Genomic DNA, 20,243 nt, shown 5'->3' on the forward strand with positions numbered 1-20,243 from the left:
ATTTTTAGGGCCGCAAATATCTGCTTTTTATTTGAATACGCGAAGGAAATGATCAGTTTTTAAGAGAATAAACTGCACTGATCAGTTTGCAGGATTCCATTTACTGAGGTCAAAGGTATATTTTTGAGGCCATGAGTCTTGTAGAAAGTATTGTTGAATTGGTAAAGGCCACCTTTGAAGGAGAAGGTACCGGCCACGATTGGTACCACATCGATCGGGTTAGAAAAGTAGCTCTGAAACTCGCACAGTCCGAGGGAGCAGACATGGAGGTAGTTGAGTTGGCTGCTTTGCTCCACGATATTGCAGATCACAAATTTCACGACAACGACCTTACTGCAGGGCCTGCCAAGGCGAAGTCGATCATATTGGAATATGGAGGCGATCAGGAACTTGCCGATCGGGTGAGCACGATCATCACCGAAACCAGCTTTAAAGGCGCAGGGGTTGAAACGCCCGTTTCATCCATCGAGTCGGCCGTGGTGCAAGATGCCGACAGGCTCGATGCCATTGGTGCCATCGGGATAGCAAGAACATTCGCTTATGGAGGCCACCGCAACCAACCCATTCACGATCCTGTACTGGAGCCTACTCTTCACGGCAATTTCGAGGCTTACGCCAAAACGCGGACATCTACGATCAACCATTTCTACGAAAAGCTACTTCTACTAAAGGATAGAATGAATACGAATTCAGGCAAGGGAATGGCAGAGGAAAGACACGCTTTTATGGAATCGTTTCTGGAGCAGTTTCATAGAGAATGGGAGGGGAGACGGTGATCGAATAAGTCACTTCCGACTTATTAATTCTTATTAACACCGCCTCAAATTCGGAATGGGATTCGGTATTTTTGTGTCAAACAGCACCCCACCCATGTTTCTGATTTTTGATACCGAGACCACCGGTCTTCCCAATAATTACAATGCTCCTGTAACCGATAGCGAGAACTGGCCCCGAGTCGTTCAGATCGCTTGGCAGTTGCACGACGAAACGGGAAAACTGATCTCGGCCGAAAATCTGATTGTAAAACCGGATGGTTTTACCATTCCGTACAACTCAGTGAAAATTCACGGGATTACCACCGAGCGAGCGCTGGAAGAGGGGCTTCCTCTCACAGAAGTCTTGGCGAGATTTGAAGAGGCTCGAGCCAAAGCCAAATACGTTGCCGGTCACAACATTGAATTCGACGTCAACGTCATCGGTGCTGAATTCTTCAGAGCAGGATTGCCTTATCCCGTCGTTGATGCGCCTCAGCTCGATACCAAAGATCTTTCGACTGAGTATTGTGCCATTCCCGGTGGAAGAGGCGGTAAGTTTAAATGGCCTACACTCACCGAACTCCACCACAAATTATTCGGAGTGGGGTTTGAAGATGCCCACGATGCGGCTTACGATGTGGACGCAACGGCAAAGTGCTTCTTCGCGCTGATCGAGCGAAAAGTCTTCACGGTCGACGAAGTAACCAATCCCGCCGAGATCGTTTACGAGCCACCGACATTAGCCGCAGCCAATTTCAAGAAGGCTCCCGAAATGGCTCCCGAAACGGCCACCGACCTCAAGCAGGTCAATAAAGCTGATATCGGAGAGATGGAAGACATGGTCTTCGCACACCTTCATTGCCACACGCAGTTTTCGATACTCCAATCTACGTCTACTGTGGGTAGTTTGGTGGCTAAGGCCAAAGAATACGGCATGCCTGCCGTGGCAATGACCGATCATGGAAATATGATGGCGGCCTTTCACTTCGTGCGTGAGGCTTTGGCAAATGATGTCACTCCGATTGTGGGTTGTGAATTCAACCTTAGCGCTGATCTCGCTGACAAAACCAAAAAAGACAACGGATACCAGACCGTTCTTTTGGCCAAGAATAAGGCGGGTTACCACAATTTGGCCAAGCTTTCTTCGATCTCATTCACTCAAGGGTTTTACTACGTTCCTCGAATCGATCGCAAAACACTTATCGAACTAAAAGGAGACATCATTGCCACCACTGGTGGACTTTGGGGAGAGGTGCCTTTCTTGATTCTAAACGTTGGCGAAAGCCAAGCTGAGGAGGCCTTCGTTTGGTGGAAAGAGCAATTCGGTGAGGATTTTTACATCGAGCTCAATCGTCACGGAATTCCGGAAGAGGACATCGTTAACGAGACGTTGATCAAGTTCGGAGAGAAGTATGGCGTAAAAGCAATCGCTTCAAACAATACCTATTACACCGATAAAAGTGATGCCACCACACACGACATTCTGCTCTGTGTGCGCGATGCCGAATCGGTGAACAAACCGAAGAAATACGTTGGAAAGCGCGGGCGCGAATACCGCTATGGCTTTCCCAACGACGAGTTTTATTTCAAGTCGGGGGATGAGATGAAGAAGCTCTTTGCCGACATGCCGCAGGCCATTGAGAATATGGAAGAACTGTTGGCAAAATTCGAGAGTTACGAGCTAGCGAGCGAAGTACTTCTGCCCAAATTTGATATTCCTGAGCAATTTCTTGATGCCAAGGATAATGAAGACGGCGGAAAAAGAGGAGAGAACGCCTACCTGCGCCATCTTACTCTTGAAGGCGCGAAGAAGCGCTATGGGGAAATCACTCCCGAAATTCAGGAGCGCCTCGATTTTGAGCTGCAAACTATCGAGAACACCGGCTATCCGGGTTACTTTTTGATCGTTCAGGATTTTTGCCGAGAGGCTCGCGATCAGGGTGTTTCCGTTGGGCCAGGCCGTGGGTCCGCCGCAGGATCGGCTGTAGCCTATTGCATTGGTATCACGAATGTGGATCCGATCAAGTACGACCTCCTTTTCGAGCGTTTCCTCAATCCCGATCGTGTATCGCTTCCCGATATCGATATCGACTTTGACGACGAAGGCCGCCAAAAAGTAATCGATTATGTAATTGAAAAATATGGTTCCAATCAGGTAGCTCAAATTATAACCTACGGGACGATGGCGGCCAAATCGTCTGTACGCGATGCAGGTCGTGTGATGGAGTTGTCTCTTTCTGATACTGATCGCATTGCGAAGCTTATCCCCAACTCGAAGCTGAAGAAGCTGTTCAAAATGGACGACAAGACCATCAAAGACAGTTTTCGCGATGATGAGGTGGTTGGTATCAATGAACTTTTGGCTTTAGCCAAAGGAAAAGGATTGGAGTCGGACGTGGTGAACCAGGCCCACTCTATGGAGGGTTCTGTCAGGAATACCGGGATTCATGCCTGTGGAGTGATCATTACCCCTGATGACATCACCAAATTCGTTCCTGTCGCTCTTGCGAAGGACAGCGACATGTGGTGTACGCAGTTCGACAACTCCGTGGTAGAAGATGCCGGACTACTCAAGATGGACTTCCTCGGGTTGAAAACGCTTACCCTGATTAAGGATGCCGTGGTGATTGTAAAAGAGCGGTATGGGACTGATATTGATCCCGATGAAATTCCACTAGACGACCCAAAAACGTACGAGCTTTTCCAGCGCGGTGATACAGTTGGAGTTTTCCAATACGAATCGCCAGGGATGCAGGCGCATATGAAGGACTTGAAGCCGACGACCTTTGATGACCTCATTGCCATGAACGCCCTCTACCGTCCGGGGCCGATGGAGTACATTCCCAGCTTCATTCGCCGGAAGCACGGAGAAGAGGAAATTTCTTACGACTTGCCTGATTGCGAAGAGCTTTTGACCAGTACCTACGGAATCACCGTCTACCAAGAGCAGGTGATGTTGCTTTCGCAAAAATTGGCTGATTTCACCAAAGGTGAGGCCGACGTTTTGCGAAAGGCAATGGGTAAGAAGAAGCACGATGTCCTGGCCAAAATGAAGCCTCAGTTCATCGAGCAGGCCAAAGCCAAGGGCCACGATGAAAAGGTACTGGAAAAGATTTGGAAGGATTGGGAAGCTTTTGCATCCTACGCCTTCAACAAGTCTCACTCCACTTGCTACGCTTGGGTGGCCTTTCAAACGGCGTATCTTAAGGCTAATTATCCCGCAGCCTACATGGCTTCGGTGCTCAGCAATAACATGAACGATATCAAGCAGGTGACCTTCTTTATGGAAGAGTGTCGCCGCTTGGGAACGCCTGTACTCGGGCCGAGTGTGAATGAGTCAAATCTGAAATTCACTGTCAACGAAAACGATCAAATTCGCTTTGGAATGGCGGCCATCAAAGGAGTAGGGGGGAATGCCGTGCGTGCCATTGTCGAAGAGCGCGAAGCCAACGGTCCTTACAAAGATATTTATGACTTCGTGACGCGTACGGACAAGAGACACGTCAACAGAAAATGCTTGGAAAACCTAGCATTGGCAGGAGCCTTGGACTGTTTTGAATCCGTTCACCGCAGTCAGTACTTTGCCGAGACAGCGAGTGGTGCCAACTTCGCCGAACAATTGGTGAAATTTGGAGGAGCCTTGCAAGATTCACAGGATGCCCCACCCGACCTTTTCGGAAATACCGTAGCCGTAGAAGTGCAAACTCCCGTAGCCCCTCCTGTGGCTCCATGGGGTACACTGGAGCGATTGAACAAAGAGAAGGAAGTAGTCGGGATTTACATCTCAGCCCATCCACTTGACGATTTTAAGCTGGAGCTTGAAAACTTCACCCGTGGTGATATTCGATTGCTCAGCGACCTCCATCCGATCAATGGAAAGGAATTGGCATTAGCCGGAATGATGGGAGCCGTTCAGCACCGTATGAGCAAAAACGGAAATCCCTTTGGAACTTTCGAGCTGGAAGACTTTTTCGATACCCATAAGTTCTTCCTTTTTGCTGAAGACTACTTGAAGTTGAAACACTTTTTGATCACAGGAGCTTTCGTATTGGTTCGTGGGAAGGTCATGCCCAAGAAATGGAGCAAGACAGGTGAGTTGGAATTTAAAATTACAGGAATCGAATTGCTAAATGAGCTCAGGGAGAAGCGCACCAAGAAAGTGCTGCTCGAGGTTAGAGCTGAGGATATTTCCGAGGAGTTACTGAAAGGATTGGAGCCGCTAATGCACAAAAATGGAAACGGAGGCACCTGCGCTGTGGAGTTTCGTGTGGTTGATCCTGTGCGAAAACTTTCCGTTCGTATGCCATCTCGATCTATGAGAATAGATTTATCCAATGATTCCATAAAGCAATTAGATACCATTCACGGAGTCAGCTACAAGTTAAAGGCTTAATTTTGTGCCCTATTTGAACAACGTCGTTTAGTTGTCAAAGCGACAACGAAACTTGAAATACTTTTGATCTCAAATTATACTATCATGGCAGTTGAATTTACACAAGCAAACTTCGAAGAAATGGCACTTAAATCAGACAAACCGGTTTTGATCGATTTCTGGGCAGAATGGTGCGGACCATGCAGAATGGTCGGACCTGTAGTCGAAGAGATTGCAAAAGAATACGATGGAAAAGCCGTTATCGGAAAAGTAAACGTGGATGAGAATCCTGAAATTTCGATGAAGTACGGAATCCGTAACATTCCTACGATCCTTTTCTTGAAGAATGGAGAAGTAGTTGATAAGAGTGTAGGAGCTGTTCCTAAGAACGTTCTGACTGAAAAGCTTGATAGCCAAATGTAATCTGTGGCTGCCTGAATAATCCGCTACCTGCGTTATTCTTGTTTTGTAATCAGTCATTGACATTTGTCAACTCCCTGAATTCCAAAACTTCGAAAGCCTTGTTATCGAATTTTCATTTCAGCCACATTATTTGTTGTTAGTTCAGGCTAACTTTAAAAGTAATTAAAAGCGCCCCTAAGGCGCTTTTTTTGGTTTAGCACCGTTGGTTTTTCTAACTTCGACTTTATGCCATTAAACATTGATCGCAATCGGTACCAAAACCTCACCAAGGTTGAATTCTTGGCCAAACAAGTGGTGGAGGGTTTCATTACCGGATTACATAAAAGTCCTTTTCACGGTTTCTCGGTAGAGTTTGCCGAACACCGTATATACAATACAGGCGAGAGCACGCGACACATCGATTGGAAACTCGCAGCCAGAACAGAGAAGCTTTTCGTAAAACGCTACGAGGAGGAGACCAATTTACGCTGTCGGATTCTTCTTGATACTTCGGGATCCATGCGCTATCCCGAGCCAAAAGGCGACGATGAACACAGCAAGTTTACCTTTTCCGTTTATGCAGCCGCAGCTCTGACTGAAATTATGCGTCGGCAACGAGATGCGGTAGGTTTTACCACCTTCGATGAAGGAGTGAATTTTCATTCACCGGCCAAGAGCACTACTGCACACCACAAATTTCTCTTCACCGAGATGGAGAAGATTATGGCGGATGAGGGAACAGGAGCTAAAACGTCTGCGGTTGACGCTTTTCACGAAGTCGCAGAGCGAATCCCGCGACGCTCCCTTGTGATTGTGTTCAGCGATATGTTCGACAATTCAGATCGTGAGGAAGAGCTGTTTTCAGCACTTCAGCATTTGAAGTTCAATAAACATGAGGTGGTGCTTTTTCACGTTACAGACAAGAAGACCGAACTCGACTTCGATTTTGAAAACAGACCATATACCTTTATCGACACTGAAACAGGTGAGCAAGTGAAGGCGCACCCGAATGAGATACGGGAAACTTACCTCACGGAGATCAAAAAATTCCGAGAAGAGCTTAAAATTCGCTGTGGACAGTACGGTATTGATTTAGTTGAGGCCGATATTGCCGAAGGCTTTAATCAAATCTTGCTCAAGTTTTTGATTAAGAGGGGGAAAATGAAGTGATTGCGAATCATTTCAAATCAAAGTTTTATTTTCCTCAAAATAGGTTTGTTCAATTAAGAAAATCATTTACTTTTGCCTCCGCTTCGAATGAGAAGCATATAAGAGGTCCGGTAGTTCAGTTGGTTAGAATGCCTGCCTGTCACGCAGGAGGTCGCGAGTTCGAGTCTCGTCCGGACCGCAAACAAAGCCTTTCATCGCAAGATGGAAGGCTTTTTTGCTTTTGGGATTAGGCCAAGCTTGCTTGAGCCTAATCCCAAAAGCAAAAAAGAACAAGCGCGCAGCGATTGGCTTTATTTGCGAAGCCCCCCTTGAGTCCGCCGACCAGAGGGAGGCAATCTCGTCTCTCAAATAGAAACAATTTTTCTTATTGCAACAAAAGTCAGTTGCCAAGCAAGCTTGGCCTAATCCCAAAAGCAAAAAAGAACAAGCGCGCAGCGATTGGCTTTATTTGCGAAGCCCCCCTTGAGTCCGCCGACCAGAGGGAGGCAATCTCACTTTCGTGAAGTTGTCACCTCTTCCTTCCCCATTGATACACCAAGTTCAGCTCAAAGGCTCTGGCCGATGAACCAAAATCGGCCACATCGGAAATGTCGATGTCGTATGCCAAACCAAGGGTGTAGTTTCCCCATTCTACCAGACCTTTTACAATGACGGCTCGTGAGGGCTCATAAAAAGCCCCAATCATCATGGATGACTGATTGATCTCTTTAATAAACGTATTTCCGGATACCAAGACTTGCTTGAAGTATGCACCCGCTACAATTTTGGAGGAACCATTTTGGTAATGACCAAATACTGCAGGGACTACAGCCATCATTTCTTTGATTCCAATTTGGGCATTGGCAAAACCTGTCACCCGCGCTCCAATTTCTTGTGTGAGCAACTGGGAATCGGAAAGTGAAACCCGGCCGAGGTGGTAAGCTGACAGACCGGCTTGAAATAGTAGGGGTAATTTTTTGCTTCGGCCTATGGGCTTCTTTTGCATTTCATATACGACACCTGCCCCCAAATCCAGATGACTTTCGCTGTCTCCTGCAAAAGACTCCCCGCTTCCAATGCTTGGATCGTAGAATACTCCGTTGAATTGACTGGCCCATTTTCCATCAGCTGGATTTACGCTTCTTTGGTCAAATGACGTGGAGAGTCCTCCCGAGAGAGTCGAGTTTGCAGAAAGCTGAACGCGGTAAGCTACTTGTGCTTCTACGAGAAGGGTAGTTAATTCGGGATCTCCGGCCTTATCGCGCAGGAAGTTGATTCCCACACCTAAACCGTTTTTCTTTTTGGATCGGCTATTCTTGGTCAAGCGGGTGTCAAAACTCGCAGCTATGGTGTTGAACGGCTTCGCCACCGATCCCCATTGATTGCGGTAGTTAAGCCCGGCCCTGAAATCATTACCACTGCCTACTGCAGCTGGATTGATTAAAGTGGGCAAAAGATATTGCTGCGAAAACAGCGCGTCTTGAGCACTTAATTCCGCAGAAAATAACAATACCAATATGACGTATCTGAAACACCTCAATACTATCTGAGAATCTGAATATTGCCAGACTCTTCAACGGGTTCACCTTCTTCAAGCACGGCTTTAAAAGTATAAATTAGGGCACCCGATACGGGCTCGCCATTGTGGGTGCCATCCCAACATGATTCCAATCGACTGGTAGCGAATACTTCTTCACCCCAGCGATTATACACGGCAAAGTCAACTTCCAGTATTCCATTTCCAAGTATGCACAGTTGGTCATTGAGCCCATCGTTATTTGGAGAAAATACGGTTGGAATGAATGTAGTCGGCGGTGGGATTTCTCGCTCCGCGAAGAGCGTATCTGAAGAGGTACAGCCAAGCTCGCTGGTTACTTGAACAACATAGGTTGTAGTGGCAGCAGGGTTCACAACAGGAGTGCTACAATCCGTGCAGCTCAGACCATTCTCCGGAGTCCATAGGTAGGTTGGATTGTCTGGTTCGGGTGTATTAAAAACTTGGACGGTTTCAGATTGGAGAAACTCCAGAAAGAGTGAGTCGGGACTTATGATAGTGGTGAAATCTCCAAATGAGCCAATTGTCAAGCTATTCTCGAAGGTGCAACCGTAGATGTTTGATGCTTCAATGGTGTAAGTGCCGGCCGACAAGTCTAGAGCCTCGATAGTATTGACCGGAACGCCCCCTGACCATGTTAATTCATATTCGTCCAATGCATTTGGCGACAAAGAAAGAATGGCTGTACCGATACTTTGACCGCAGCTATCAGGTGTAACGGCAATACTGTCTACAGGGTTAGCAGGGTCTGAAAGTCCGAATCCGGAATTGATCGTACATCCGTAAATATTTTCCGCAGAGTATGGATAAAAACCAGCAGAAAGATTATCTCGGAAGAGCGTATCACTCGGGATATCTGTCCAAGAGAAAGCGGTAATAGTTTCGTCCAAAGGCTCTATCGTAATGGTTCCGTCGGCCAGTCCTACACAAGTAGGGTTAAACAAGTCGGCTTGGATGAACGGGGCAGGATAGATTGTAGTGACCTGCACTGAATCATCATCGGTGCATGCAAGGCCTGTTCCCGTTACATAATACCAGCCAATATTCTCGACCGTGGCACTATCCAGAGTGTAGGGTGATCCCGAAAATGAAATGGTGTCAGGTCCTATCCACTCATATGTGAGGGCGCTGTCGGCTGTGAATATCAATTCCTCTCCTTCGCAGATAGAATCGGTGACAGTCGCGGTAATTTCAAATGGTTCTTCAACGATGATTCTTACCGATGAACAACTGGTGTAATTATCTATACTCTCCGCTCTAATGTAAAATGAAGAGGTGGTATCCGGTGCGAGCCAAATTTCATTCCCTTCTCCTATAAAATTGTCAGTACCTCCACACGTATCAGCATACCATACCCACATAGCTCCTTGTGCCAAGCACCCTCCGCCTACACTTACTAAAATGCTATCGCCCAAGCAAATGGCTGGATCATAATGTCCTTGGCCAACTCCATATTGATTTCCTCCAACGCAAATGTCATAGGGCGGTGTGGATCGGTTTGTTGTAAATCTGGTAACAAATGCATCGGCAAGACCGCCCCCATATTCTGCTTGGTGGGCTTCTTCCTCTTCGCCATTAGCAAAGGAAATGGTTGAGTCTGACGCCGTCTCACCGGCAAAGAATATTGCGGAAACGCCGTATACATCCATCCCTTTTGCCGTTTCGTTCAATTCTCCGCCAAAGTACTTGCCCCAAAGTTTTGCTCCACTATTCATGTCATATCGTGTTAGAAAAGCGTCGTACTCGCCGCCCAGGGTAGTAGGGTCAGTGAATTCATCTTCGGGGAGATCAATGTTTTCTTCTGAAAGCGTATTTCCGAGTACGAATATGGATGTATCACCATCCAAGTCAATGGAGATGGCTTGATCATCCAATGGGCCCCCAACGTAAGTGAACCAGTCGTTGAATCCTTGATCGCTGAAACTTCCGATGAATCCATCCAGCCCACCTGACGGCATTGCCAAATCTGTGAAGGTCTCAATTCCATCTATTTCTGAATCGGAATATCCGCTCAGAAAGAAGACCAATTCATCTTGCTTGGCGCAGATGTCTGTGATCATATCTTCACCCGCTCCACCAAAGTAGCTCGACCACCAAACATTGTAGGTCGTGTCCATGCTGAAGATTACACCGTCTGAATTTCCTAACGGTACTGTGTTGGCTGCATCTGAAGTGGCTAATCCGGTAGAGCCATCCGTGTTGATGGCTACGAACAACTCAGGTATGGCATTGATCGCAAATCCAACTGCCGTTTCGTTGCCTGTTCCTCCGAGATACATACCGCGTTCTGCTTCTCCCGAAAAATTCAATTGCACCAAAAAGGCATCGGTTCCTCCACCATGGGGTTGAGGGACATTCAGGCTATTATCCTCCAAGAATGATGTGCTCGCCGTAGTCCCCAATGCGTGAATTGACCCATTGTTGAATGCTTCACATGCAACGACATTATCATCCATTGGGCCGCCTACATAGGTGTCCCAAATGATCGTTCCCAGACGGTCGAACTTTGCCACAAATCCGTCTTGATTTCCCGCTAATGAATCTTGAAAAGCTTCTCCTTGTGCAATAGAGTCGATAGAGTTGGTGCGCCCAACCAGATAAACGTGCTCGAAATTATCGACGCAGACTCCCAAACCTTCATCTTCGGAGCTTCCTCCATAGTAAGTGCTCCAGTGCCGAAGACCGTGCTGATTGAATTTGAGAAGGTAGGCATCAGTGCCGCCACCCGCATAAGTATTTTGGTAACTCCCCTCAGAGGCTATCATCTCTAAACTCTCCGTAGTTCCTGCAATGAATACGTTGCCAAGTGAATCAGCCACAATATCATTTGCCGTATCGTATAGGCTATCACCATGATATGTTGACCATTCGTAAACTACCTCGGGATCAATGACCATCGTTTTGTTCTGATGATTGTCATCGCAAATCTCAAATCCCACAATGATTGAATGCTCTCCCTCTTCAATAATTCGGTACTCGACTTCAATTTGTTCTCCCGTTTCACTGAGCCAGCTGGCTGGAATATTTTCTTTAATCTCTTTTCCCGAAAGGATGAAAGTGATAGCTCCTGCCTCGGCTTCGTAGGCATCAAAGCCTTTGTAGCTCATCTGAATATCGCTGACTTGAGCTCCCTCTTTTAGAACAAAATCATATTTGAAATGCGCTCCACCGGAGTGGGCAACAATGTCAATGTTGTCGTAAACGTTGTTGTAAATGAGTTCTTCGTATAGGCCGATTTTTTCGAATCGCTCATCTCCTTTGATCACGTTTAGCTCTTCGTCTGATCTGTTTCGAGCGAGCAACCGTACATCTGTGTTGGTACCAATGAAATCCATGTCCATGCGGTGAAAGAGTATCGATCCATCATCGACGCTTTTCTGGTAAGTATCAAAAGCAAGACCTGAGTTTTTGAATTGGACGTTCATCCCGTTGCGCGAAGACCAGAGGTATTGAACGGCGTCATTTGCCACTCCTGTAGTCGTACGGATTTGGCCCTCGTTTTTCACAAAGGCTTTGGGAGATGGTGTGGGATTACCTGCCCACGTCGTGCTGACTAAAAAAAAGAACAGTGTCGTGAATATCGTCTGTCTCATATCGGATTTCATTTGATTGAAACAAGATAAGGATTTCAGACCGTAGCTTGGAATAAGAATTTGGCAATAGTTAACAGGTTAAGCTTACTTGATAACTTCGAAAATATCCTGCGCAAAGATTTGATAGGTTTTTTCTTGTGCTTTAATGGCGATGGTTGACCCCGATATTCCAATCACCATTCCTCTCACTAAGGTACTTTCATCAATTTTAAAACCGACCTGATCTCTCACGCTGAAATCAATTTCATCGGTGGTATATCCCTTTTTCATTTGGAATAGGAGATATTGCTTCATGTTTTCATAAATTTTTCCGTTTTGGTCGATCAGGGTTAAGTGGCCATTATTTGATTTTCTTAGAATGCTTACTCTGATTAATTTCCCGTTTAGCATAATTCCTAAAACCTCACTGTCGTCAAGGTTTGTAGTATACGCTAGCTCCAGGTTATTTTGAAAAAGTTTTTGGAGACTATCCGTTTCTAACTCTCCAAATTGAACAATGTCGGCACTCACCGTGGCTTGGGTTGTTTGAACAATAAAGAAGAATGACCGCTTGAAATCTACGCTGAGATTTGCGTATGCTTGTCCTTTTCTAAGTGGAAAGCGGTTGTACATACTTCTCTTTGCATCAAGAACAAGCCCGGTGGGGTCAAGTCCCCCTATTCCGAGCACATGAGTCGTTTGTGCATTGCCAACTGCCATTCCGATTAATTCAAAATCTTGCCCGTGCAGGCTGGCGCTGTCATTCATCATTCCTTGATGGAAGGCGCAGGAACTGATGCCAGTGGCTAGCACAGCTAAGGTGAATAGTTTTAGTGTTTTCATCGTCTTTTAAGAACTATTAATTGGTTAGTCATAGCGTTTCTTGGCTATACCTCGATGTTTCTTGATTTTGGTCTAAATAGCTTCCTGTTCAACAGTCATAACAGTAATAGATTTCTCATCTAGAATTTTGATAATCACAGCTTCAGAAACGCATTTTATTTTGGTTGAGGAGAGCGTAGTCGCGGCTCTACACTTGGACCAGAAGATCCTTTAGAATTTACTTCACTTTCGGCATCTTCCAAGAGTTCATTTGTCGCGTGGATGGAGCGCACTAAAAAAGTTGAATCTGTTTGTAAGAGTAAATACTTGTGGTTGATTCCGGAAACCGTGGCGGTAACATCATCTCCTTTATATTCTGCAGGTACAGATTGGCCAACAAAGTAATCGACATCCTTGAATCGGACGTTCTGATCCTTCAAAAAGAATTTCCTCAATTTATATTTCTTCTCACCAAAAGCCGGAGAAGTAACCATCACTTTTTTTCTTCCTAAGACTCTAACAATTCTTCCAACTTCATTCTTCTTGCTTTTTACTATTGCAACTTCATCATTCGCTTTTATCCAAATGCCTTCTTTCGAAAATATCTGTAGCCCCTTCTCATTGATTGGTGGCTCAAAGAAGTGCTGAAGAGAATCATTCTTCAGAGAGGGATCGGCTACAATATCTGCTGTAACGAAAATTTGATTCACGTTGACCAACAGAAAAGGAAACAGCCGCCGATCCACTACCAAATTAGCATAGGCTTGACCTTTTTCTAAAGGGTAGTTGGAGTAAAGGTTCTTCTTTGCATCGGTTACAAGGTATTTGTGATCCAGACCACCAATTCCAAAAATGTAAACTGCAGAGGCACGACCTTCCGCTTGAGCGATTATTTCTTGATCGAAATTATCCGGGAGATTTGCGGTCATCATTCCCGAATGGAAGGCGCAGGAATTCAAAAAAAGTAGACCAAATAAATAAGCGGCAACTCGTCTCATAACTTATTCTGTTTCGATTGGGTTTACATCTTCGGGTGGAAATTCGGTGATCTTATCTTCATTTTTTATTACCAGCATATTTTCATTCACACCAATAATCATTCCCGTCTTAGATTCTCCGCGAACTTCCCATTTAACCTGCTCACCCACAGAATACCCATGTTCGAAATCATAAGTCAATTCATCAATGAGGTAGATGCTTTTTACATCATAAATGAATTTGCTCGAATCGGTGGAAAGCAGCTCGTAGCGTTTCTTCCCGACTTGGTTTTCTAATTTCATCACTTTCAAGTCACCCATCGTATAGACGCCCACCTGTTCACCAGGTTTCAAGTATTCGCTTGTGCTTCTTCCCGAGGGTTTGGCCATAGGCTCGGCACTTGGTCTGCCTGCTTGTTGTTTTGAAAAAATGTCTTCTTTTTTCTGAGATTCGGAAGGATTAAATTGAACCACATCTGCGCTCACCGTCACCATGGTAGTAACCACTATAAGGTAGAACGAACGCTTGTAATCTACCGTTACGTTGGCATATATCTGACCTGCCTCCAGTGGGTAGTTTCTATACATTGCCGTTTTTGCTTCAAGGACCAGGGCATCGGGATTTAATCCGCCGATTCCGAAGACTTGTTTTGTTTGGGCTTGGCCAATGGCCAGATCCATTATTCGAAAGTTGTCATCGGTTACCGCCGCATTGCTCGAAGTGTTGCCGGTGTGAATGGCACAGGAGCTGAGAATTAAGGTTGCAAGGGAAAGGTTCAATAGTCTCCTCATCATTTTTCTTGTTTCGTCCCTCCGAAAATAGAAAAAATCTCAAAAAAAAAGGAGGATAGTTGACTATCCTCCTGTATTCTCTATCCAAAATTGATCTTAAACCAATTCGGAAATTTTATCGATTGCCTGATTCAACGTACTATTTGGTCGCATTGAACTGTTTACCCTATTTTCTTCCGGCTTATAATAACCTCCCAAATCAACTGGTGCTCCTTGAATGTCAAGAAGTCCTAGGTTTATTTTGTCGAGATTTTCTCGAAGCTCTTGGGCCAATTCGGTAAATGCTTGCTTGAGTTCTTGATCTTCCTCTTGTGCGGCCAATGCTTCTGCCCAGTAAAGAGCAAGGAAAAAGTGACTTCCGCGATTGTCGCGCTCTTTTACTTTTCGAGAAGGAGACTTATTCTCATCCAAGAATTTTCCGGTAGCCTCTTGAAGTGTTTCTCCGAGTAAAAGTGCTCGTTTATTGTCAAATGTTTTTCCAAGGTGATTCAAAGATTCTGATAGGGCTAAAAACTCACCCAAAGAATCCCACCTGAGGTGATTTTCACTGACAAATTGCTGAACGTGTTTCGGAGCTGATCCACCCGCACCTGTTTCAAACAGTCCGCCTCCATTCATCAATGGAACAATCGAAAGCATCTTCGCACTGGTTCCTACTTCTAAAATAGGGAAAAGGTCGGTGAGGTAATCACGAAGAACGTTACCCGTTACAGATACGGTATCTTTTCCTGACTTTATGTGACGAAGAGAAAGCTTTGTTGCCTCGACGGGAGAAAGGATCCGAATATCCAATCCTTCCGTATTGTGCTCAGGCAAGTATAGATTTACTTTCTTGATGATTTCTCTGTCATGTGCTCTGTTTTCATCGAGCCAGAAGATAGTCAGGTCGCCTGTGTCTTTCGCTCGGTTTACCGCAAGTTTCACCCAGTCTTTCACCGGTGCATCTTTGGTTTGACACATGCGCCAGATGTCGTCTTTTTCCACGTCGTGGCTCATAAGTACATCTCCTGCAGCGTTTTTAACCACCACTTTACCATCAGCCGGAATTTTGAAAGTCTTGTCATGTGAACCGTATTCTTCGGCTTTTTGGGCCATAAGCCCCACGTTGGAAACGCTACCCATAGTCACTGGGTCGAATGCGCCGTGCTCTCGGCAAAAGTCGATGGTCTCCGCATAAACGCCGGCATAAGAGCGATCCGGAATGATGGCTTTCGTGTCCTGTTGATTCCCGTCTTTGTTCCACATTTGACCCGATTTGCGAATCATGGCGGGCATCGATGCGTCGATGATTACATCACTCGGTACGTGAAGGTTGGTAATGCCTTTGTCTGAATTGACCATAGCGATATCAGGGCCGTTTTCGTAAGCTACCTGAATATCTCTTTCAATTTCATGGCGCTTTTCTGATGGCAATTCTGCTATAGCGGTGAGCACACTTCCAAGACCGTTGTTCGCTTCAGCACCTACTGCTTCCAGCGTTTCTCGGTGTTTTTCAAAAACTTCGTTGAAGAAAGTCTCTACCGCATGACCAAAAATGATGGGGTCGGAAACCTTCATCATTGTTGCTTTTAAGTGAATGGAGTAAAGAACTCCTTTGTCTGCTGCGTCTTTCTTTTGCTCAACGAGAAACTTTCTCAATTTCGCTGCACTCATAAAAGAGCCATCGATGATTTCTCCTTTCTGTACTTGAAGACCGGCTTTCAACACTTGCTTTTCACCGTTGGCTTTTTCCAATTCGATGGAAACTACATCCGCATTTGGCATGGTTACGGATTTCTCACTTCCGTAAAAGTCACCACCGTTCATGCTTGATACATGGGTTTTGGAATCACTACTCCAAGCGCCCATCGAGTGTGGATGTTTTCTAGCGTAATCTTTCACGGCTTTGGGTGCGCGTCTATCGCTGTTTCCTTCTCTCAATACCGGGTTCACGGCGCTACCTTTTACCTTATCGTACTTAGCCTGTATGCTTTTTTCCTCTTCGCTTTTTGGCTCTTCCGGATAGTTGGGAATATCGTACCCCTTTCCTTGAAGCTCTTTGATGGCCGCTTCCAACTGTGGAAGAGAGGCACTGATATTCGGAAGCTTTACGATGTTTGCTTCGGGTGTTTTGGCTATTTCTCCCAGTTCGGCCAAATCGTCAGAAACGCGCTGTTCGGCTGAGAGCCTCTCGGAAAATTGCGATAGAATTCGCCCGGCCAAGGAGATGTCTCTTGTCTCTACATGCACGCCGGCTGTGTACGTGAAGGCTTTTACAATGGGAAGAAATGAGTGAGTCGCTAAATAAGGAGCCTCATCAGTAAGGGTGTAAATTATAGTAGGATTAATGGGCATTTATCGTGTTTTTAAGTTCAATTCCGAGGGGTCAGTTTCGCCGATTTCGGGCTGCAAATGTACAAAAGTCATTCATCAGTATTAGCCTTCGGAATCGATGAAGTGTTCAAGTGCGCCTTATCAGACTTCTCAAGATAAGTTTCAGGACCTTCCTTATATTCACGAATTATAAAATCCACTATTGAGAATTATGAAAAAAGCACTCCCGCTCATTTTGGGCTTGTTCCTAGCTATTGGCGTTTCAGCCCAGAAGAAAGATAAATCAGAAGAAGAGAAACCCCGATACGAAGCCTCGGCATACAGCGGGTTAAAATTTCGGAATATTGGTCCTGCTCTTACCTCGGGCCGAATCGCCGACATAGCAGTGAACCCTGACAAACCCCATGAGTTTTATTTGGCGATCGCCTCAGGTGGTATTTGGAAAACAATTAATAACGGAACCACCTTCGAACCGATTTTTGATGGAGAAGGTTCTTATTCGACGGGGTGTATTACGATGGCTCCTTCCAACTCGAGTGTTGTTTGGGTCGGGTCTGGTGAGAACAACAACCAGCGAAGTGTAGCCTACGGCGATGGAGTTTATAAAAGTACCGATGGCGGTTTTTCTTGGAAAAATATGGGACTCAAAGAGTCGGAACACATTGGTATGATTGCCATTCACCCTGATGATGAAAACACTGTTTACGTCGCGGCTTACGGTCCGCTATGGAGTGCAGGAGGTGAGCGTGGTATTTACAAAACCACCGATGGCGGCGAAAACTGGGAGCTCATACTCGAGGTTTCAGAGCATACCGGTTTTAACGAAATACACATGGATCCGCGAGATCCTGATTTGCTTTATGCAACGGCACATCAGAGACGGCGTCACGTATTCACTTACATCGATGGTGGTCCTGAGTCGGCCATTTACAAAAGTACTGATGGGGGTGCTAACTGGAAAAAGCTTGAAAGTGGTTTGCCCAAGAACGACATGGGTAGAATCGGAATGGACATTTCTCCTGCCAATCCTGATGTGGTTTATGCGATCATCAAAGCTACAGATAATGGCGGATTCTACCGCTCAATGGATCGCGGTGAGAGTTGGAAGAAAATGTCGGATTATCAGACTAGTGGAAACTACTACCAAGAGATTGTTTGCCATCCCTACGATGTGGACATCATTTACTCTATGAGCACTTGGTTGCATCATACCGAAGACGGCGGAAAGACTTTTAAAGAAACGGGTGAAAAGTACAAGCACGTGGATAACCACTGCATGTGGATCGATCCCGATCAGCCCGATCACTGGCGTGTTGGTTGCGATGGTGGTCTCTACGAAACTTGGAATGCAGCAGAAGACTGGTTGTACTATCCGAATCTTCCCATCACGCAGTTCTACAAAGTAGCCGTTGACAATGCTGAGCCATTTTACAATGTATACGGTGGAACTCAGGACAACAATACCCAAGGTGGACCATCGCGGACGACTAGTCAGCACGGCATCATGAATTCTGATTGGTTTATCACCAACGGTGGTGACGGATTTGAACCCGCCATTGACCCGACCAATCCCGACATCGTTTACGGTCAAGCCCAATACGGATGGTTAGTGCGCTATGACAAGAAAAGCGGAGAACGCGTGGCCATTCAGCCTCAGCCGGGCAAAGACGAAGCAGCTTACCGCTGGAATTGGGACGCACCGCTTCTAATCAGCCCGCACAATCCGAAGAGACTCTACTTCGCAGCCAATAAGGTTTTTAAAAGCGAAGACCGCGGCGATTCATGGGAAACAATTAGTCCTGATTTGACACAGCAACTCGATCGAAATACCTTCAAGGTGATGGACAAGGTATGGGGTCCCGATGCGGTTATGAAAAACAAATCGACGTCGATCTATGGAAATATCGTGGCTTTTGACGAGTCGCCGATTAAGGAAGGCTTGCTCTACGCAGGCACCGATGACGGGCTGATTCAAATTTCAGAGGATGGCGGTGATACGTGGACGAAGGTCGCGAGCGTCTCGGGAGTTCCTGACCGCACGTACGTCAATATGTTGAAGGCGTCTCTTTATGACGAAAATGTCGTTTATGCTGTTTTTAATAACCACAAGGAAGGAGACTTTAAGCCCTATGTTTACCGTAGCGACAACCGCGGAAAGTCATGGACGAGTATTACCTCCAATCTCCCTGAAAGAGGATCTACCTATGCGATCATTCAAGATCACGTAGATGAAGACCTACTCTTTGTAGGTACGGAGTTTGGGGTGTTCTTTACCAATGACGGCGGAGCAAATTGGCTGCAAATCAAAGGTGGAATTCCGACGATCGCTGCCCGTGATTTGGAAATTCAGCGACGGGAGAACGACCTGGTGGTCGCTTCATTCGGACGTAGCTTTTACGTACTCGATGACTACACTCCATTGCGCGATTTATCAGATGAGGTAGTCGCGAAGGATGCGCATATCTATCCGATAAAAGACGCTCTGCTTTATGTCAAAGACAACCGAATGGGAGGAAGAGGAAAGGGCTCTCAGGGAGGTATGCTCTTCATTTCTGAGAATCCTGATTTTGGTGCAACGATCACCTACTATTTGGGTGAAGAAATCAAAACGCTCGAAGATCAGCGGAAAGAGAAAGAGAAGGAACTGAGAAACGAAAACCTCGACGAGGCGTATCCATCCTTGGATGAGTTGAGAAAAGAGGATCGAGAAGAAGCCCCATATCTGCTTTTTGTTATCAAAGACTCCTCAGGTGAACCCATTCGCAAAATGCGTGAATCAGTGAGTAAGGGAATGCACCGCCTTACTTGGAATTTACGCCACACCACGACTTCGCCTATTAAGTTGAAAACAGGAAAGCTCGGTCGTTACTCGTCTCCCGACGAAGGGATGCTTGCGCTGCCCGGAACATACACCGTCGAGATGTACAAAAATATCAATGGCGAGTTTACCCAAATTCATGAGCCAGTGGCCTTTGAGGTCACTCCGCTCGACCGACAAACGCTGATGGCGCAAGACCGAGAAGAGGTGTTGGCTTTTCAGGAAAAGGTAGCTGAGTTGCAACGCTCTATTTCAGGAACCAATAAGCTTTATGGCGAAAACAAGGAGAAACTTGAATACATCGAAAAAGCGGTGGAGATGTATCCCGCAGTTCCTATGGCGATGATGGATGAAATTCGCCAATTGGAAGATGAACTCTACGAAATTCGATTGGCTATTTACGGCGATCAAACGCGATCATCTCGCGATATAGAGACTGAGCCTAGCCTTAATGGAAGAGTAGGGTACGCGGCTTATTCCAGCTGGTGGAATACGGCAGAGCCTACCAAAACGGCCAAAGAGCAAATCACTATCGCCGAGGAGGAGTACGTGGAAATTCTCGAAAAAATGCGTGGTGTAGCCAGCTCAGTGGAAGCGATGGAAAAGAGGCTGGTTGAAATGAAAGTGCCATATACACCGGGAAGAGGAAGTGATTGGGGGGAAGAATAATTATTTTAGCAGTTAGCAGTTAGCAGTTAGCAGTTAGCTGCATCTAT

Annotated in this window: 11 protein-coding genes and 1 tRNA gene; 6 read left to right on the plus strand and 6 right to left on the minus strand. The window is 46.0% G+C overall.

The features are described 5' to 3' along the window. Positions 1 to 131 precede the first annotated feature (131 nt). The 5 genes from O3Q51_01905 to O3Q51_01925 all read left to right on the plus strand — a co-directional run bounded on the left by O3Q51_01905 (position 132) and on the right by O3Q51_01925 (position 6,877). Complete coding sequence (locus tag O3Q51_01905; GenBank protein ID MCZ4407546.1) at positions 132 to 776, plus strand: HD domain-containing protein; 645 nt, start codon at positions 132 to 134, stop codon at positions 774 to 776. A 94-nt stretch (positions 777 to 870) separates the two neighbouring features. Continuing rightward, complete coding sequence (gene dnaE, locus O3Q51_01910; GenBank protein MCZ4407547.1) at positions 871 to 5,148, plus strand: DNA polymerase III subunit alpha; 4,278 nt, start codon at positions 871 to 873, stop codon at positions 5,146 to 5,148. An 84-nt stretch (positions 5,149 to 5,232) separates the two neighbouring features. After that, positions 5,233 to 5,550 carry a thioredoxin gene (gene trxA, locus O3Q51_01915; GenBank protein ID MCZ4407548.1) on the plus strand — a complete coding sequence of 106 codons (318 nt, stop codon included), beginning with the start codon at positions 5,233 to 5,235 and terminating at the stop codon, positions 5,548 to 5,550. Between the two features lie 225 nt (positions 5,551 to 5,775). Then, positions 5,776 to 6,699: a DUF58 domain-containing protein gene (locus O3Q51_01920; protein MCZ4407549.1), complete on the plus strand. Its 924-nt coding sequence runs from the start codon at positions 5,776 to 5,778 to the stop codon at positions 6,697 to 6,699. Positions 6,700 to 6,803: 104 nt separating this feature from the next. Next, positions 6,804 to 6,877, plus strand: a tRNA-Asp gene (locus O3Q51_01925). Between the two features lie 330 nt (positions 6,878 to 7,207). Here O3Q51_01925 and O3Q51_01930 read toward each other — a convergent pair. The 6 genes from O3Q51_01930 to O3Q51_01955 form a co-directional block, all read right to left on the minus strand. Then, the gene (locus O3Q51_01930) at positions 7,208 to 8,194 is read right to left on the minus strand and encodes a PorP/SprF family type IX secretion system membrane protein (protein MCZ4407550.1); all 987 of its coding nucleotides are present in this window, start codon (positions 8,192 to 8,194) and stop codon (positions 7,208 to 7,210) included. A gap of 26 nt (positions 8,195 to 8,220) precedes the next feature. Beyond that, positions 8,221 to 11,826: an SBBP repeat-containing protein gene (locus O3Q51_01935; GenBank protein ID MCZ4407551.1), complete on the minus strand. Its 3,606-nt coding sequence runs from the start codon at positions 11,824 to 11,826 to the stop codon at positions 8,221 to 8,223. An 84-nt stretch (positions 11,827 to 11,910) separates the two neighbouring features. Further along, positions 11,911 to 12,648 (minus strand): hypothetical protein, encoded by a 738-nt coding sequence (locus O3Q51_01940; GenBank protein MCZ4407552.1) that lies wholly within the window; start codon positions 12,646 to 12,648, stop codon positions 11,911 to 11,913. 155 nt (positions 12,649 to 12,803) lie between these two features. After that, positions 12,804 to 13,625, minus strand: coding sequence for a hypothetical protein (locus tag O3Q51_01945; protein MCZ4407553.1), 822 nt, complete (start codon positions 13,623 to 13,625; stop codon positions 12,804 to 12,806). Between the two features lie 3 nt (positions 13,626 to 13,628). Beyond that, positions 13,629 to 14,399: a hypothetical protein gene (locus tag O3Q51_01950; protein ID MCZ4407554.1), complete on the minus strand. Its 771-nt coding sequence runs from the start codon at positions 14,397 to 14,399 to the stop codon at positions 13,629 to 13,631. A 93-nt stretch (positions 14,400 to 14,492) separates the two neighbouring features. Then, positions 14,493 to 16,730, minus strand: a complete 2,238-nt coding sequence (locus O3Q51_01955; GenBank protein MCZ4407555.1) for an NADP-dependent isocitrate dehydrogenase — start codon at positions 16,728 to 16,730, stop codon at positions 14,493 to 14,495. A gap of 190 nt (positions 16,731 to 16,920) precedes the next feature. Between O3Q51_01955 and O3Q51_01960 the strand changes: the two genes are divergently transcribed. Further along, positions 16,921 to 20,196 (plus strand): glycosyl hydrolase, encoded by a 3,276-nt coding sequence (locus O3Q51_01960; GenBank protein ID MCZ4407556.1) that lies wholly within the window; start codon positions 16,921 to 16,923, stop codon positions 20,194 to 20,196. Positions 20,197 to 20,243: the final 47 nt, after the last annotated feature.

This window comes from Cryomorphaceae bacterium 1068 (assembly GCA_027214385.1).
Lineage (GTDB): Bacteria > Bacteroidota > Bacteroidia > Flavobacteriales_D > Cryomorphaceae > JAKVAV01.

Bases quoted from the DNA above. Each gene is read 5' to 3' on its own strand.
- O3Q51_01935 (MCZ4407551.1), bottom strand. From the start codon at position 11,826: ATGAGACAGACGATATTCACGACACTGTTCTTTTTTTTAGTCAGCACG.
- O3Q51_01960 (MCZ4407556.1), top strand. From the start codon at position 16,921: ATGAAAAAAGCACTCCCGCTCATTTTGGGCTTGTTCCTAGCTATTGGC.
- O3Q51_01950 (MCZ4407554.1), bottom strand. From the start codon at position 14,399: ATGATGAGGAGACTATTGAACCTTTCCCTTGCAACCTTAATTCTCAGC.
- O3Q51_01945 (MCZ4407553.1), bottom strand. From the start codon at position 13,625: ATGAGACGAGTTGCCGCTTATTTATTTGGTCTACTTTTTTTGAATTCC.
- trxA (MCZ4407548.1), top strand. From the start codon at position 5,233: ATGGCAGTTGAATTTACACAAGCAAACTTCGAAGAAATGGCACTTAAA.
- O3Q51_01905 (MCZ4407546.1), top strand. From the start codon at position 132: ATGAGTCTTGTAGAAAGTATTGTTGAATTGGTAAAGGCCACCTTTGAA.
- O3Q51_01940 (MCZ4407552.1), bottom strand. From the start codon at position 12,648: ATGAAAACACTAAAACTATTCACCTTAGCTGTGCTAGCCACTGGCATC.
- O3Q51_01955 (MCZ4407555.1), bottom strand. From the start codon at position 16,730: ATGCCCATTAATCCTACTATAATTTACACCCTTACTGATGAGGCTCCT.
- dnaE (MCZ4407547.1), top strand. From the start codon at position 871: ATGTTTCTGATTTTTGATACCGAGACCACCGGTCTTCCCAATAATTAC.
- O3Q51_01920 (MCZ4407549.1), top strand. From the start codon at position 5,776: ATGCCATTAAACATTGATCGCAATCGGTACCAAAACCTCACCAAGGTT.